At 63.9% G+C, this 14,771-nt stretch carries 15 protein-coding genes; 7 read left to right on the top strand and 8 right to left on the bottom strand.

All coding sequences use genetic code 11. The features are described 5' to 3' along the window. Positions 1–8: 8 nt before the first annotated feature. Positions 9–377, top strand: a complete 369-nt coding sequence (locus PIN01S_RS02090) for a DUF4870 domain-containing protein (RefSeq protein WP_084333402.1) — start codon at positions 9–11, stop codon at positions 375–377. Positions 378–456: 79 nt separating this feature from the next. On the opposite strand, the gene crc is transcribed toward PIN01S_RS02090, so the two are convergent. Then, positions 457–1,236: a catabolite repression control protein Crc gene (crc, locus tag PIN01S_RS02085; RefSeq protein WP_084333400.1), complete on the bottom strand. Its 780-nt coding sequence runs from the start codon at positions 1,234–1,236 to the stop codon at positions 457–459. A gap of 82 nt (positions 1,237–1,318) precedes the next feature. On the opposite strand from crc, the gene pyrE reads away from it, so the two are divergent. Both pyrE and PIN01S_RS02075 read left to right on the top strand, forming a co-directional pair. Further along, positions 1,319–1,960 carry an orotate phosphoribosyltransferase gene (pyrE, locus tag PIN01S_RS02080; protein ID WP_084333398.1) on the top strand — a complete coding sequence of 214 codons (642 nt, stop codon included), beginning with the start codon at positions 1,319–1,321 and terminating at the stop codon, positions 1,958–1,960. Between the two features lie 22 nt (positions 1,961–1,982). After that, positions 1,983–2,576: a DUF4124 domain-containing protein gene (locus PIN01S_RS02075; RefSeq protein ID WP_084333396.1), complete on the top strand. Its 594-nt coding sequence runs from the start codon at positions 1,983–1,985 to the stop codon at positions 2,574–2,576. A gap of 106 nt (positions 2,577–2,682) precedes the next feature. Here PIN01S_RS02075 and argB read toward each other — a convergent pair whose 3' ends face one another. The 4 genes from argB to coaBC all read right to left on the bottom strand — a co-directional run bounded on the left by argB (position 2,683) and on the right by coaBC (position 7,931). Beyond that, a complete protein-coding gene (gene argB / locus PIN01S_RS02070; protein WP_084333394.1) occupies positions 2,683–3,588 on the bottom strand; it encodes an acetylglutamate kinase in 906 nt (301 codons plus the stop codon). A gap of 31 nt (positions 3,589–3,619) precedes the next feature. Next, a complete protein-coding gene (gene algC, locus PIN01S_RS26895; RefSeq protein WP_212633049.1) occupies positions 3,620–5,008 on the bottom strand; it encodes a phosphomannomutase/phosphoglucomutase in 1,389 nt (462 codons plus the stop codon). 1,254 nt (positions 5,009–6,262) lie between these two features. Continuing rightward, the gene (gene dut, locus PIN01S_RS02060; protein ID WP_084333390.1) at positions 6,263–6,718 is read right to left on the bottom strand and encodes a dUTP diphosphatase; all 456 of its coding nucleotides are present in this window, start codon (positions 6,716–6,718) and stop codon (positions 6,263–6,265) included. 4 nt (positions 6,719–6,722) lie between these two features. Further along, positions 6,723–7,931 (bottom strand): bifunctional phosphopantothenoylcysteine decarboxylase/phosphopantothenate--cysteine ligase CoaBC, encoded by a 1,209-nt coding sequence (gene coaBC / locus PIN01S_RS02055; RefSeq protein WP_084333388.1) that lies wholly within the window; start codon positions 7,929–7,931, stop codon positions 6,723–6,725. Between the two features lie 138 nt (positions 7,932–8,069). Here coaBC and radC point away from each other — a divergent pair, with 138 nt between their 5' ends. Next, positions 8,070–8,744, top strand: a complete 675-nt coding sequence (gene radC, locus PIN01S_RS02050) for a RadC family protein (protein WP_084333386.1) — start codon at positions 8,070–8,072, stop codon at positions 8,742–8,744. Positions 8,745–8,773: 29 nt separating this feature from the next. On the opposite strand, the gene PIN01S_RS02045 is transcribed toward radC, so the two are convergent. After that, positions 8,774–10,357 carry an ABC transporter substrate-binding protein gene (locus tag PIN01S_RS02045; protein WP_084333384.1) on the bottom strand — a complete coding sequence of 528 codons (1,584 nt, stop codon included), beginning with the start codon at positions 10,355–10,357 and terminating at the stop codon, positions 8,774–8,776. A 378-nt stretch (positions 10,358–10,735) separates the two neighbouring features. Here PIN01S_RS02045 and rpmB point away from each other — a divergent pair, with 378 nt between their 5' ends. Together rpmB and rpmG are read left to right on the top strand one after the other, a co-directional pair. Further along, on the top strand, positions 10,736–10,972 hold the full coding sequence (gene rpmB, locus PIN01S_RS02040) for a 50S ribosomal protein L28 (RefSeq protein WP_003242523.1): 237 nt from the start codon (positions 10,736–10,738) through the stop codon (positions 10,970–10,972). 10 nt (positions 10,973–10,982) lie between these two features. Next, positions 10,983–11,138 (top strand): 50S ribosomal protein L33, encoded by a 156-nt coding sequence (gene rpmG / locus PIN01S_RS02035; RefSeq protein WP_003464575.1) that lies wholly within the window; start codon positions 10,983–10,985, stop codon positions 11,136–11,138. A 125-nt stretch (positions 11,139–11,263) separates the two neighbouring features. Here the strand turns inward: rpmG and PIN01S_RS02030 are convergent, their stop codons facing one another. After that, positions 11,264–11,629: a cupin domain-containing protein gene (locus PIN01S_RS02030; protein WP_084333382.1), complete on the bottom strand. Its 366-nt coding sequence runs from the start codon at positions 11,627–11,629 to the stop codon at positions 11,264–11,266. Between the two features lie 9 nt (positions 11,630–11,638). Then, positions 11,639–12,952: an omega-aminotransferase AptA gene (aptA, locus tag PIN01S_RS02025; RefSeq protein WP_084333380.1), complete on the bottom strand. Its 1,314-nt coding sequence runs from the start codon at positions 12,950–12,952 to the stop codon at positions 11,639–11,641. Between the two features lie 241 nt (positions 12,953–13,193). Between aptA and PIN01S_RS02020 the strand changes: the two genes are divergently transcribed. Continuing rightward, complete coding sequence (locus PIN01S_RS02020) at positions 13,194–14,687, top strand: aldehyde dehydrogenase (RefSeq protein ID WP_084333378.1); 1,494 nt, start codon at positions 13,194–13,196, stop codon at positions 14,685–14,687. Positions 14,688–14,771 lie beyond the last annotated feature (84 nt).

Here is a 14,771-nt window from a genome sequence, read left to right as displayed (position 1 = left end):
AGCGCCGAATGAACGACGAGCAGGTTCCCGCCCCCATGCCGAGCCAGGAGGCTCGCCAGTGGGCCATGTTCTGCCATTTCGCGGCCTTTCTCGGCCTGGTCTTTCCGTTCGGCAATCTGCTAGGTCCGCTGATCGTCTGGCAGATCAAGAAGGACTTCGATCCGTTCGTGGATACGCAGGGCAAGGAGGCGCTGAACTTCCAGATCACCGTCGCCATCGCCGTGGTGGCGTGCTTCCTGCTGATGCTGGTGGTGATCGGCTTCCCGCTGCTGGCGCTGGTAAGCATCGGGGCGCTGGTGCTCACCATCATCGGTGGGATCAAGGCCAATGAAGGCCAGGCCTATCGTTACCCCTTCTGCCTGCGCCTGGTGAAATGACGTGACCCGCCCCGGGCGCAGGCCCGGGGCGGGTGTAATGGTCATCGGTTATCGCTGGTCGCCTTCAATGCGGTCGGGGTCAGACGCTCAGCATCCAGTCGTAATCGACGATCAGCGGAGCGTGCTGCGAGAAACGCGGCTGTCGCGGCAGGCGGGCGCTGCGCACGAAGCGGCGAAGGCCGGGCGTGAGCAATTGATAGTCGAAGCGCCAGCCGAGATTGAGCATCTCGGCCTGTTCGCTGTCCGGCCACCAACTGTACAGGTCGCCCTCGCGGGTGACTTCGCGTAGCGCATCTACATACCCCATGTTGCCGACCACTTCGTCCATCCAGGCGCGCTCGGGCGCCAGGAAGCCAGGCAGTTGCTGGCAATCGCGCCAGTTCTTCACGTCCAGCTTCTGGTGGGCAACGTAGAGCGAGCCGCAATAGATGTACTCGCGGCGCTTGCGGCGCTGCTTGTCCAGATAATGGGTGAAGTCGTCCATGAACTTGAACTTGTGGTTCAGGTTCTCGTCACCGCCCTGCCCGGAGGGCAGGAGCAGGGTGGCAATACTCACCTTGTCGAAATCGGCCTGCAGGTAGCGTCCGTAGCGGTCGGCCATTTCAAAGCCGAGGCCGCTGATCACCGCCTTGGGTTGCAACCGCGAATAGAGCGCCACGCCGCCTTGGGCGGGCACTTCGGCATCGCAGGCATAAAGGAAATAGCCATCCAGTTGGAAGGCTGGGTCGTCCAGTTCAAAGGCGGAGGCGCGGGTATCCTGCACGCAGATGACGTCGGCATTCTGAGCTTGCAGCCAGCTGAGGAGTCCTCGCTCGGCGGCAGCTTGAATACCATTCACGTTCACACTGATGATCCGCATAAATGGCCCCCAAAAACACCTGCGTGTATGATACCCGAGCTCATCCCAATAAGCTAAATCCGTGCCGTCCGGGGCTTTTTTCATGCAGGCGTATCAACGCGATTTCATTCGTTTTGCCATTGAGCGCGGTGTATTGCGCTTCGGCGAGTTCACTCTCAAGTCCGGGCGGACCAGCCCTTACTTCTTCAATGCCGGCCTGTTCAACAGCGGGCTCGCCCTGGCCCAGCTGGGGCGCTTCTATGCGGCTGCGGTAGTAGACAGCGGTATCGCGTTCGACGTGCTGTTCGGGCCAGCGTACAAAGGCATCCCCCTGGCGGCGGCGACTGCCGTGGCCCTGGCCGAGCGACATCAGCTCGACGTGCCTTGGTGCTTCAATCGCAAGGAAGCCAAGGATCACGGCGAAGGTGGCACTTTGGTCGGCGCACCCTTGAAAGGTCGCGTATTAATTGTCGACGATGTGATCACTGCAGGTACGGCGATCCGCGAAGTGATGCAGATTATCCAGGCGCAAGGCGCCCAGGCCGCCGGTGTGCTGATCGCTCTCAATCGACAGGAGCGCGGACAGGGGGAGCTGTCGGCGATCCAGGAAGTGGAGCGGGATTTCGGCATGCCGGTGGTCAGCATCGTCTCTCTGGAGCAGGTGCTGGAATACCTGGCCGGCGACACCGAGCTCAAGCGGTATCTGCCGGCGGTGGAGGCCTATCGCGCGCAATACGGAATTTGACGCCAACCGACCGAGAGTCCTTATGACCAAGGGTGCGATCCGCTTTACCGCGCTGTTGACGCTGTTGCTGCCCTGCTGGGCGAGTGCCGCCGAGCTGTATCGTTATGTCAATGACAAAGGGGTGACCGTGCTGGACCGGCAGGGTGTGCCGCCTCAATACATCGGCAAGGGTTATGAGGTGCTTAACGAGCAGGGCCGTGTGGTCCGGGTCGTGCCGCCTGCGCCGACACCCGAAGAAGTACGGCGCATGCTGAAAGCCAAGGAGCAGGCCAAGTCGGATGCTCAGCTGATGAGGCTCTACACCAGCGTGGATGACGTCGACCGCGCCAGGAGCCGCAGGTTGGCGGAGCTGGACGGTCTGATCGGCGTCACCCGGGGCAACCTCCAGTCGCTGCGCACCCAGCAGGACAACCTGCAGCGTCAGGCTGCCGATCACGAGCGGGCTGGCCGCCAGGTTCCGGAAGAGCTGGTCAAGCAGATCGAGAATGTGAAGAGCGACCAGCGGCGTCTGCAGAAGGACGTTGCTCGCTACCAGGCCCTGCGTGAGCAGGCCGAGACCAGTTTCGCCGCGGAGCGTATCCGCGTCGGTGAGTTGCTGGGGGGAAGCGCTCGCTAAAGCGCTTGGGTCGACTGCGGAGTGGCGGGGCCAGTCCGGTATTTCTTGAATAACCGAAAATCGAACGCCATGAGCCGGATGAGTCCGGCTCATGGCGCATTCGTATTCAGTGGCGCTTGCGGTTGGTGATCAGGGTGCCGACGCCGCTGTCGGTGAAGATTTCCAGCAGCACGGCATTCGGTACGCGACCGTCGATGATGTGCGCGCTGGTCACGCCGCCTTGTACCGCCTCGAGGGCGCAGCGAATCTTCGGCAGCATGCCGCCATAGATGGTGCCGTCGGCGATGAGCTCGTTGACCTGCTCGGTCGACAGCCCGGTCAGCACTTCGCCCTGCTTGTTCATCAGGCCGGCGATGTTGGTCAGCAGCATCAGCTTCTCGGCCTTGAGCGCCTCGGCCACCTTGCCGGCCACCAGGTCGGCGTTGATGTTGTAGGACTCACCGTTGGCGCCGACGCCGATCGGGGCGATCACCGGAATGAAGTCGCCCTTGACCAGCATGTTCAGCAGTTCGGTGTTGACCCCGACCACCTCGCCGACATGGCCGATGTCGATGATTTCCGGCTGGGTCATTTCCGGCGTCTGACGGGTCACGGTGAGCTTCTTCGCGCGAATCAGCTCCGCATCCTTGCCGGTCAGGCCGATGGCGCTGCCGCCATGGCGATTGATCAGGTTGACGATGTCCTTGTTCACCTGGCCGCCGAGCACCATTTCCACGACATCCATGGTCTGCGCGTCAGTGACGCGCATACCGTCGATGAAGTGGCTTTCGATGGACAACCGCTTGAGCAGGTCGCCGATCTGCGGGCCGCCGCCGTGTACCACCACCGGGTTGATGCCGACCGCCTTCATCAGCACCACGTCGCGGGCGAAGCCGGTTTTCAGCTCGTCGCTCTCCATGGCGTTGCCGCCGTACTTGATCACCAGCGTCTTGCCGACGAAGCGACGGATATAGGGCAACGCCTCGGACAGTACCTTGGCGACTTGGGTGGCGGCGTCACGGCTGAGGGTCATGCAGGGCTCCAGTGGAACAGGCGCCGTCCGGTCAGAACGGCAGATTGAGGTCAGGGGCTACATTGTAGAGCTGACTGCGGAAGACGTCCTGGATGCGCTTGAGTTCGTCGTCGCTATCGGCCTCGAAGCGCAGGACCAGCACCGGCGTGGTGTTGGAGGCGCGGACCAGGCCCCAGCCCTTGGGATAATCGACGCGCACGCCGTCCAGGGTGGTGAGGTTGGCCTCGCCCCACTGGGCATCGCGCTGCAGGGCGTCGATGATGGTGAACTTGCTTTCTTCGGTCACCTTGACGTTGATTTCCGGCGTGGACACGTCGCTGGGGAATGCGGCGAACACCTGCTCCACGTCGCGCTTGTCCTGGCTGAGAATCTCCAGCAGGCGGGCGGCGCTGTAGATGCCGTCGTCGAAGCCGAACCAGCGCTCCTTGAAGAAGATGTGACCGCTCATCTCGCCGGCGAGCAGGGCGCCGCTTTCCTTCATCTTCTTCTTGATCAACGAGTGGCCGGTCTTCCACATCACCGGGCGGCCGCCATAGCCACTGATCAGGCCGGTCAGGCGGCGGGTGCACTTGACGTCGAAGATGATGTCGGCACCGGGGTTGCGCGATACGACGTCCTTGGCGAACAGCATCAGCAGGCGGTCGGGATAGATGATGGTGCCGGCATTGGTCACCACGCCGACGCGGTCGCCGTCGCCGTCGAAGGCCAGGCCGAGGTCGGCGCCGGTTTCCTTGACCTTGGCGATCAGGTCTTCGAGGTTCTCCGGCTTGCCCGGGTCCGGGTGGTGGTTGGGGAAGTTGCCGTCCACGTCGCAGAACAGCGGGATCACTTCGCAGCCCAGGGCTTCGATCAGTTTCGGCGCAATCACGCCGGCGACGCCGTTACCGCAATCCACCACCACCTTGAGCTTGCGGGCCATGGCGATGTCGTCGCGGATCTGCTTGAAGTAGCGGTCGAGCACATCGATCTGCTCGATGCTGCCCACGCCGCTGGCCAGGTCGTTGTTCTCGATGCGCTGGCGCAACACCTGGATCTGCTCGTTGGCCAGGGTATCGCCGGCCACCACGATCTTGAAGCCGTTGTAATCCGGCGGGTTGTGGCTGCCGGTGAGCATCACGCCGGACTTGCCGGCCAGGATATTGGCCGCGTAGTACAGAACGGGGGTCGGCACCATGCCGATGTCGCTGACCTTGCAGCCGCAATCGAGCAGGCCCTGGATCAGTTGTTGCACCAGCTCGGGGCCGGACAGACGGCCGTCGCGGCCAACCGAGACGTTCGGCTCGCCCTTAGCCAGGCTCTCGGAGCCGATGGCGCGGCCGATCCAGTAGGCGGTTTCCGGGGTCAGGCTGTCGCCGACCACGCCGCGGATGTCGTATGCACGGAAGATGCTGGCGGGCAGCTTGGGCGCTTGGGTGCTCATGGCGGAATCTCGCTCCAGAGTGTCGAGGCCAAGGAGGTCCTGGTCCTCGTCGAGAATATCGATGTCGAGAATGTCAGTGTCCTGGAATAGCGGATCGACCAACTCGGCGGGTTTGCTTGGCTTGGCGGGTCGCGGGGGCTCGACGGGTTTGCTGGACGCCGTCTTCTGGCTGGTGCCGTTGGCCATCGCCGGCTCGTTCCTGCGCTTGGACAGGCGGGCCAGGCTCTGAGCCAGGGCGCCAAGTGCCGCTACGCTCAAGCTGGGAGTTTTGATGGTCTTGCCGCTGGAGAGTTCCTGAATCATCTGCCCAAGAAGGAGAACGTCGTCACGCAACCGCTTCTGCTGTCCGCTCAGGACCAGTTGCAGGCCCAGCAGGGCGCCGGCCAGGGCGATCAACGCTGCAATGATCAGGATGACCGGCGAGACGCCCACCTGGCTCAGAGCCGGGCCCGGAATCAAGCTCATCTTCCAGTTCGGGTTGCCGCTGCTGAAAATGAACGGGCTGCCTTGCCCTTGTCCGCGTTGCAACAGGACCTGCTCCGGAGCGTTGCCGAACTTCTGGGTGAGCTGCAGTTGGCCGATGTCCGCCGGCATGGGCGGCAAGGCGCGCAGCAGCCGCTCCAGGTCGAATACCAGCAGCAGGGAGCCCTGGGTTGGCATGTTGTCGTTCAGGCGCAGCGGCGCGGCGCTGTAGAGCAGCCAGCGCTGCCCGACCTTATAGGCTTCCGGCGCGGGATTCTGTCCGCTTTCGGCACGTTGCAGCAGGTCCAGCGCCGCGAAGTTCATCGGGGCGGGGCGGGTGGTGTTCTGCGTGGCCTGGCCACGTTGATTGATATAGGCATCGACGACGCCGTCCCAATACGCCAGGCTGCGCTCGGCCGCCTGGATTCTGGAGCTGTCCTGGCTCTGCAGCGCTTGCAGCAGCGCCGGGTTGCGCGCGGCGGCACGGGTGTCCGCGCCGATCTGGTCGAGGGTCTGTTGCAGAGCGGCGGCCTGGCTGCTGCCCCAGGCCTGGGCGAGCTGGGCCTGCTGCTGCTGGCGGGCACTGCCGAGCGTGCCGAACCAGAGCAGGGCCGATGCGGCGAGCAGCCCTATAGCGGCGGCGGCCAGGCCGGGCAGCAGGGGGCGCAAGCCCGCGCCGGTCCGGGTGGATTTGTCCGATTCGCTGGGCACGGCGATCGCCCCGCTGTCCTTGGCGCTGCGCTTGAAGAGTTTCACGGTGTCTCCCCGGCGTTCATCGTCCTGAGGTGGGTGTCATTGCTTGCCCGAATGGCCGAAACCGCCGGCGCCGCGCAGGCTTTCGTCGAACTCGTCGACCAGCTCGAAATGCGCCTGCACCACCGGTACCAGCACGAGCTGGGCGATGCGTTCGCCAATGGCGATGGTGAAGGCGTCGTTGCCACGGTTCCAGCAGGACACCATGAGTTCGCCCTGGTAGTCCGAGTCGATCAGGCCGACGAGGTTGCCGAGGACGATGCCGTGCTTATGGCCGAGGCCGGAGCGTGGCAGGATCAGCGCGGCCAGCCCAGGGTCGGCGATATGGATGGACAATCCGGTCGGGATGAGCACGGTCTGGCCCGGCTCCAGGGTCAGGTCTTGCTTGAGCATGGCGCGCAGGTCGAGACCGGCGGAGCCGGGCGTGGCGTACTGTGGCAGCGGGAATTCGCTGCCCAGGCGGGAATCCAGAATCTTGGCTTGCAGAGCGTGCATGGGGTCAGTTCTTGTTCAGGCGTTCGGCGATAAAGGTAATCAGCTGCCGGGCGATCTTGCCTTTGCTGGTCTGGGCGAAACGGGTTTCCAGCAGCTCGCGGTCGATCACGCTCACGGCGTTCTCCTCGCTGTTGAAGCCGATGGAGGGGTTGGCGACGTCGTTGGCGACGATCAGGTCGAGATTCTTGTCCTTCAGCTTGCGGGCGGCGTATTCGAGGAGGTTCTCGGTTTCCGCGGCGAAGCCGACGCTGAACGGGCGATCGGACCGTCGGGCCAGCGTGGCGAGAATGTCCGGGTTGCGCACCAGCTGCAACAACAAGCCATCACCGCTGGTGGGGTCTTTCTTCAATTTGTGCTGTGCCACTACTTCCGGGCGGTAGTCGGCCACGGCGGCGGCGGCGATCAGCAGGTCGCAGGGCATGGCGGCTTCGCAGGCGGCCAGCATGTCGCGGGCGCTGACCACATCGATGCGGTCGACACGATCCGGTGTCGGCAGGTGCACCGGCCCGGTGATCAGGGTGACCTTGGCGCCGGCTTCGGCAGCGGCTTCGGCCAGGGCGAAGCCCATCTTTCCGGAGCTGTGGTTGGTGATATAGCGCACAGGATCGATATTTTCCTGGGTCGGTCCCGCGGTAATCAGCACGTGGCGCCCGCTCAGCGCTTTACGCTCGAAGCAGTCGGCGGCAAGCTGCGCCAGGTCGTCCGCTTCGAGCATGCGGCCCAGGCCGACGTCCCCGCAGGCCTGGCTGCCCGAGGCTGGCCCGAAAAGGCGGAAACCGCGTTCGGCGAGCAGTTGGGCGTTGGCCTGGGTGGCCGGGTCGCGCCACATCGCCTGGTTCATAGCGGGTGCGAGGGTGACCAGGGCATCGGTGGCCAGCACCAGGGTGGTCAGCAGGTCGTCGGCGACACCCTGGGCCAAGCGGGCCATGAGATCGGCGGTAGCCGGTGCGATCAGCACCAGGTCGGCCCAGCGGGCCAGCTCGATATGACCCATGGCGGCTTCGGCGGCCGGGTCGAGGAGGTCCAGGTGGACGGGGTGCCCGGACAGGGCCTGGAGCGTCAGCGGTGTGATGAATTCCCGGCCGCCCTGGGTCATCACCACGCGGACTTCCGCGCCCTGGTCACGGAGTCGGCGGACCAGTTCTGCGCTCTTGTAGGCGGCAATGCCGCCGCCGACGCCCAGGACGATGCGTTTCCGATACAGCCGCTGCATAGGCCTGCCTTAATCGAGGTGGATGTGACGCGGCGGCGATGACGCCTCCCCAGGCCGATCGCCGCGCAAAAGAGGGGGCTAAGATAGCACAGCGTCCGTTGCGGAGCAGCGGACCGGATTTTTCCACAAGGAGGTGCCATGAGTATTCGCGATTGGCCTGCGGCGGAACGCCCGCGGGAGAAACTGTTGAACCTGGGCGCGGCGGCCCTCACAGACGCCGAACTTCTCGCCATCTTCCTGCGCACCGGTGTCTCCGGGCAGAGCGCCGTGGATCTGGCGCGCCATCTGCTCAACGACTTCGGCGGCCTGCGGCAATTGATGGAGGCGGACTTGAAGACCTTCAGCCGCCACCTCGGCCTGGGGCCGGCCAAGTTCGCCCAGCTACAGGCCGTTCTGGAAATGGCGCGGCGGCATCTGGCGGAGCGCATCCGCCGTGATTCGGCGCTGGAGAGTCCGCAGGCGGTGCGCGATTACCTCAAGGCGCGTCTGCGGCATGAGCATCACGAAGTGTTCGCATGCCTGTTCCTCGATGCCAAGCACCGGGTGCTGGCGTTCGAAGTGCTGTTCCACGGCTCCATCGATGGCGCCTCGGTGTACCCGCGCCAAGTGGTCAAGCGCGCCCTGGCGCACAATGCGGCGGCATTGATTCTCACGCACAACCATCCTTCCGGCGTCGCCGAGCCCAGCCAGGCCGACCGCCATCTGACGTTGCGCCTGAAAGAGGCGCTGGCCCTGATCGATGTGCGGGTGCTGGATCACTTCATCGTCGGTGACGGGGAGCCGTTGTCCCTGGCCGAATACGGTTGGCTTTAAGTTGAGGCCGGGCTGACGCCCGGCACGTTTCAGCGACCCAGGCTGATCTTGGAGAAATCCTGCCGGCCGAACGGGTTGACCTTGTAACCGCTCACGCCGGCCCGCAGCAGCGCGCTGGCGGTGGGGTGGGCCAACGGCAGCCAGAGCGCCTGTTCCTGAATGATTCGCTGGGCCTGTTCGTAGCGTTGGGCACGCTCGGTCTGGTTGCTGAGGCGCTTGCCTTCGGTGATCAGGTTGTCCAGCGCCTTGTCGCAATAGCGGGCGAAGTTGAGTCCGGATTCCACCGAGGCGCAGGAAAACTGCGGCGTGAGGAAGTTGTCCGGGTCGCCGTTATCGCCGGCCCAGCCCATGAACAGCAGATCGTGCTCGCCGGCTTTGGCCCGGCGGATCAGCTCGCCCCATTCGATCACGCGGATCTCCGCCTGGATGCCGATCTTCGCCAGGTCCGCCTGCAGCAGTTGCGCGCCCAGGCTGGGATTGGGGTTGAGCAGGCTACCCGAGGGACGCGTCCAGAGGGTGGTCTTGAAGCCATCCTTGAAGCCGGCTTCGGCCAGCAGGGCACGCGCCTTGGCCTGGTCCTGTGGATAACCCGGCAGCGAGCGGGCATAGCTCCAGGTATTCGGCGGGTAGGGACCGTTCGCTGGAACGGCGCTGCCTTCGAAGACCGCCTTGAGGTAGTTGGTCTTGTCGAAGGCCAGGTTGATTGCCTGGCGCACCGCTGGTTTGTCCAGCGGTGGATGCTGAGTATTGATGGCGACGAAGGCGGTCATGAAGGCCGGTGTCTCGATGACCTGCAAGGCGGCATCGCCGCGGGCGCTGGCGACATCCTGTGGCTTGGGCGACAGCGCGACCTGGCATTCGCCGCGCCGCAGCTTCTGCAGGCGCACGTTGGCGTCGGGCGTGATGGCGTAGATCAGGTCGTCCACCTGGGGCTTGCCGCCGAAGTAGGCGTCGTTGGCCTGGTAGCGGACCACGGCATCTTTCTGGAAACGGCGGAACACGAACGGTCCGCTGCCGATTGGTTGGGCGTTGAGTTTTTCCGGCGTTCCGGCGGCCATCAACTGGGCAGCGTATTCGGAGGAATAAATGGAAGCGAAACCCATGCTCAGCGTGGCGAGGAAGGTGGCATCCGGGTGGCGCAGGGTGATGCGGACATGATGCGGATCGGGGGCTTCGATCTTGTCGATCAAGGTGGGCCACTGCATCGACTGGGCGTGGGGGTAACCGGTCTTGGCGACCTTGTGCCAGGGATGCTGTGGATCGAGCATGCGCTGGAAGCTGAACAGAACGTCTTCGGCATTCAGCTCGCGGCTGGGGCTGAAGGCATCGGTCGTGTGGAACTTCACGTCCTGGCGCAACTGGAAGTCGTAGACCAGGCCATCGGCGGAAGCCGACCATTCCTGGGCGAGGCTCGGTACCAGTTCACCGCGCTCGGCATCGAATTCCACCAAGCGATTCATCAGTACGTCGGCGGAGGCATTGGTCGTGGTGAGCGAGTTGTACTGGACCACGTCGAAGCCTTCCGGACTGGCTTCGGTGCACACCGTAAGGCTGGCGGCCTGGCTATATAAGGAAAGGGGAGCAAGCAGCAGGGCGAGGGCGGCAAGTCGCATGACGGACTCCTGGCGTGACGATGGGATGCCCATCCGAGGACTGGGCGAGTCATGCAAGACCGTTGGCGGCCTTGAGTGGGTTACCCTAGTCCACTGCGTTGCGTAGGACAACGATAAGAAGGCGACGAGTGGTCGTTCTGCCAACAAGCGCGCAGGCGCTGCGGGCGCGGAGGAACGGGCTGTGGGTAACTCGCCCCGACCCTTGCTGCTCAAGGGGCTTTCTGATATAAAGCAGCGCTCTTTTCTAGGGGCCCGGTTCCAGCGTCGATGGATGTGGCCGGTAAGACCCCGAAGAAACGCGGCGCAGAGCGCCAAATGACTGAGAGTTCAAGCGGCCAACCCATGCCGGGTTGGGCATGTGGTTTAGAGGGCTGAGGCATGTCGAGAGTCTGTCAAGTGACCGGTAAGGGTCCGGTTACCGGGAACAACATTTCCCACGCGAACAACAAAACCCGTCGTCGTTTCCTGCCGAACCTGCAGCATCATCGCTTCTGGGTCGAGTCCGAGAAGCGCTTCGTGCGTCTGCGCGTTTCCGCCAAGGGCATGCGCGTGATCGACAAGCGCGGCATCGATGTAGTGCTGGCCGAGCTGCGCGCTCGCGGCGAAAAGGTTTAAGGAGCTAATCATGCGTGAACTGATCCGTTTGGTGTCCAGCGCCGGTACCGGCCACTTCTACACCACCGACAAGAACAAGCGCACCACGCCCGACAAGATCGAAATCAAGAAATTCGATCCGGTCGTGCGCAAGCACGTGATGTACAAGGAAGCCAAGATCAAGTAATTGATCCTGTCTCCGCGAAGAAGCCCGCCCTATGGCGGGCTTTTTCATGGGCGTAGGAAAAGCGCGCGCATAAAAAAGCCCGCGGGACGCGGGCCAAGAGGGTGACACACAGGGAGAAAAAACGATCAGTCCGGCTTCTGCTCGAAGATCACATAGACCTTGCGGCAGGGTTCCAGCACCTCCCAGGTACCGCTGAAGCCGGCCGGGATTACGAAGCGATCGCCGGCGCGTATGGTTTTGGCGGCACCCGTGGCGTCGCGTATCACCGAAACGCCCTGGAGGATTTCACAGTACTCGTGCTCGGTGTAGGCGACTGTCCAGCGGCCGACCGCCCCTTCCCAGATTCCGACGTTGAACTGGCCGCAAGGGCTGGCGTAATGGTTGCGCACGCTTTGCGCGGGATCGCCGGCGAGGATTTTTTCCGCGGCGGGGCGGTAGTGCTCGGCGGCCGTCGTGGCCTGGGCGAGGTCGATCAGGGTGTCAATGCTCATGGGCATTTCTCAGGCAGCCTTGCGAATGGCGTCGGCGAGTTTTCCGACCATGCTGTCGATCTGCACCTTCTCGACGATCAAGGGTGGCGACATGGCCAGGGTATCGCCAGTCACGCGCACCATCAGGTCATTCCAGAAGCAGTCTTCGAAGACTTGGTAGCCGCGCTTGCCGATGCCCTTGTCGCTGGGCGCGAGTTGCACGCCGCCGACCAGCCCGACGGCGCGGATGTCGATGACGTTGGGCAGGCCCTTGAGGCTGTGCAGCGCATCGCTCCAGTACGATTCCAGGTCGATCGCCTGGCGGAACAGACCATCGCGTTGATAGATGTCCAGGGTTGCCAGGGCGGCGGCGCACGCCACCGGATGGCCGCTGTAGGTGTAGCCATGGAAGAACTCGATACCGTCCGGCCCTTGCATGAAGGCATCGTGGATGCGCTCGTCGACGAACACCGCACCCATGGGAATGGCGCCGTTGGTCAGACCCTTGGCGCAGGTGAGAATGTCCGGCGTCACGCCCCAGCGTTGCGCGGCGAAAGCCTCGCCGACCCGGCCGAAACCGGTGATCACTTCATCGAAGATCAGTAGGATGCCGTGCTTGGCGGTGATCTCCCGCAGCCGCTGCAGGTAGCCCTTCGGCGGCAGGATGACCCCGGCCGACCCGGCCATCGGCTCGACGATGACCGCTGCGATGTTCTCGGCGCCATGCAGAGTGACCAGTCGCTCCAGCTCGTCGGCCTTTTCCACGCCGAATTCCGGCAGGCCCCGGCTGAAGGCATTGCGCGGGATATCCAGGGTATGCGGCAGGTGATCCACACCGGGAAGTTGCAGCGGGAAGGCACGGCGGTTGTTGACCATGCCGCCGACCGACAGCCCGCCGAAGCCGACACCGTGATAGCCCAGCTCGCGGCCGATCAGGCGGGTACGGGTGCCCTGGCCGATGGCGCGCTGGTAGGCGAGGGCGATCTTCAGCGCGGTATCCGCGGATTCCGAACCGGAGTTGGTGAAGAACAGTTTGTTCAGGCCTTCCGGTGCGATCTCGGCGAGCCGTTCGGCCAGCTCGAAGGGGAGCGGGTGACCCATCTGGAACGTGGGGGCGAAATCCAGCCGGGCGACCTGCCGGCTGACCGCCTCGCTGATTTCCCGGCGACCATGGCCGGCATTGCAGCACCAGAGGCCGGCGGTGCCGTCCAGGATTTGCCGGCCATCGCTGGCGGTGAAGTACATGCCCTCGGCACTCTCCAGCAGGCGCGGTCTGGCCTTGAACTGGCGATTGGCGGTGAAGGGCATCCAGAAATCGTCGAGGTTGTGGTTTTTTCTGTTCATCGCCGGCACGTCTGTTGTTCTGATTGTTATCGCCCAAAGGCCAACAGGGCGGATGGATGGAGTCTATGTTTGATAAAACGAACAAGGCAAGGGCTTTCTGTTCGGCTTTGTCAAAAATATTGAAATGCCTTGCGTGCTGGTTTAGGGTTGCTCACAGTCTGGGGTAGCCCCTGGCCTTGCAGAATTTTTGACAGCGTAGCCCGACATTGGCTGCGCGTTTCGACAATAAGAGGATGCTCGAATGACTACCCTGACCCGCGCCGACTGGGAACAGCGTGCCCAGAGCCTGGCGATCGAAGGCCGCGCCTTCATTCATGGCGAATACACGGGCGCCGCTTCCGGCGAGACGTTCGAGTGCATCAGCCCGGTCGACGGCCGTCTGCTCGGCCGTGTGGCGAGCTGCGATGCGGCCGATGCCGACCGCGCGGTGAGCGATGCGCGAGCCGTCTTCGAGTCCGGCGTGTGGTCGCGCCTGGCGCCGGTCAAGCGCAAGGAGACGATGATCCGCTTCGCCGACCTGCTGGATGCCCATGCCGAGGAGCTGGCCCTGCTGGAAACCCTGGACATGGGCAAGCCGATCGGCGATTCGCTGAATATCGACGTGCCCGCCGCATCCCGCGCCATTCGCTGGAGCGGCGAGGCGATCGACAAAATCTACGACGAAGTGGCCGCTACCCCGCACAACGAGCTGGGCCTGGTGACCCGTGAGCCGGTGGGCGTGGTCGCTGCCATCGTGCCGTGGAACTTCCCTCTGCTGATGGCCTGCTGGAAACTCGGCCCGGCACTGGCCACCGGCAACTCGGTGGTGCTCAAGCCGTCCGAGAAGTCGCCGCTGACCGCCATCCGCATCGCCCAATTGGCCATCGAGGCCGGCATCCCCGCTGGTGTGCTCAACGTGCTGCCGGGCTATGGCCATACCGTGGGCAAGGCGCTGGCGCTGCACATGGATGTCGATACCCTGGTTTTCACCGGTTCGACCCGGATCGCCAAGCAGCTGATGATCTACGCCGGCGAATCGAACATGAAGCGGGTCTGGCTCGAGGCCGGTGGCAAGAGCCCGAACATCGTCTTCGCCGATGCGCCCGATCTCCAGGCGGCCGCCGAAGCCGCGGCCGGTGCCATTGCCTTCAACCAGGGCGAAGTCTGCACGGCCGGTTCGCGCCTGCTGGTGGAGCGTTCGATCAAGGATCGTTTCGTGCCCATGGTGGTCGAGGCCCTGAAGGCCTGGAAGCCGGGCAATCCGCTGGACCCGGCCACTAATGTCGGCGCGCTGGTGGATACCCAGCAGTTGAACACCGTGCTCGGCTACATCGAAGCCGGCCATGCCGAAGGCGCCAAGCTGATGGCGGGTGGCAAGCGCACCCTCGAGGAAACCGGGGGCGTCTATGTCGAGCCGACCCTGTTCGACGGCGTGAGCAATGCGATGAGGATCGCCCGCGAGGAAATCTTCGGCCCGGTGTTGTCGGTGATCGCCTTCGACTCCGTCGAAGAGGCCGTGCAGATCGCCAACGATACGCCCTATGGCCTGGCCGCGGCCGTCTGGACCAGCAACCTGTCCAAGGCTCACCTCGCCGCCAAGGCGTTGCGCGCCGGCAGCGTATGGGTGAACCAGTACGACGGCGGCGACATGACCGCGCCGTTCGGTGGCTTCAAGCAGTCGGGCAATGGCCGCGACAAGTCGCTGCACGCTTTCGACAAGTACACCGAACTGAAAGCCACCTGGATCAAGCTGTAAGCGAAGGCGCGGCGGAACCCGCAAGGTTCCCCGCGCTCTATCGGTCAGGGCTGCCGCCCGTATCGGGGCGAGCGCCTGATCGGT

This window comes from Pseudomonas indica NBRC 103045 (genome assembly GCF_002091635.1).
In the GTDB taxonomy this organism is placed as follows: domain Bacteria; phylum Pseudomonadota; class Gammaproteobacteria; order Pseudomonadales; family Pseudomonadaceae; genus Pseudomonas_M; species Pseudomonas_M indica.
The sequence above is the reverse complement of the archived record's forward strand: the minus strand, read 5'-3'. Positions and strand labels throughout refer to the sequence as shown.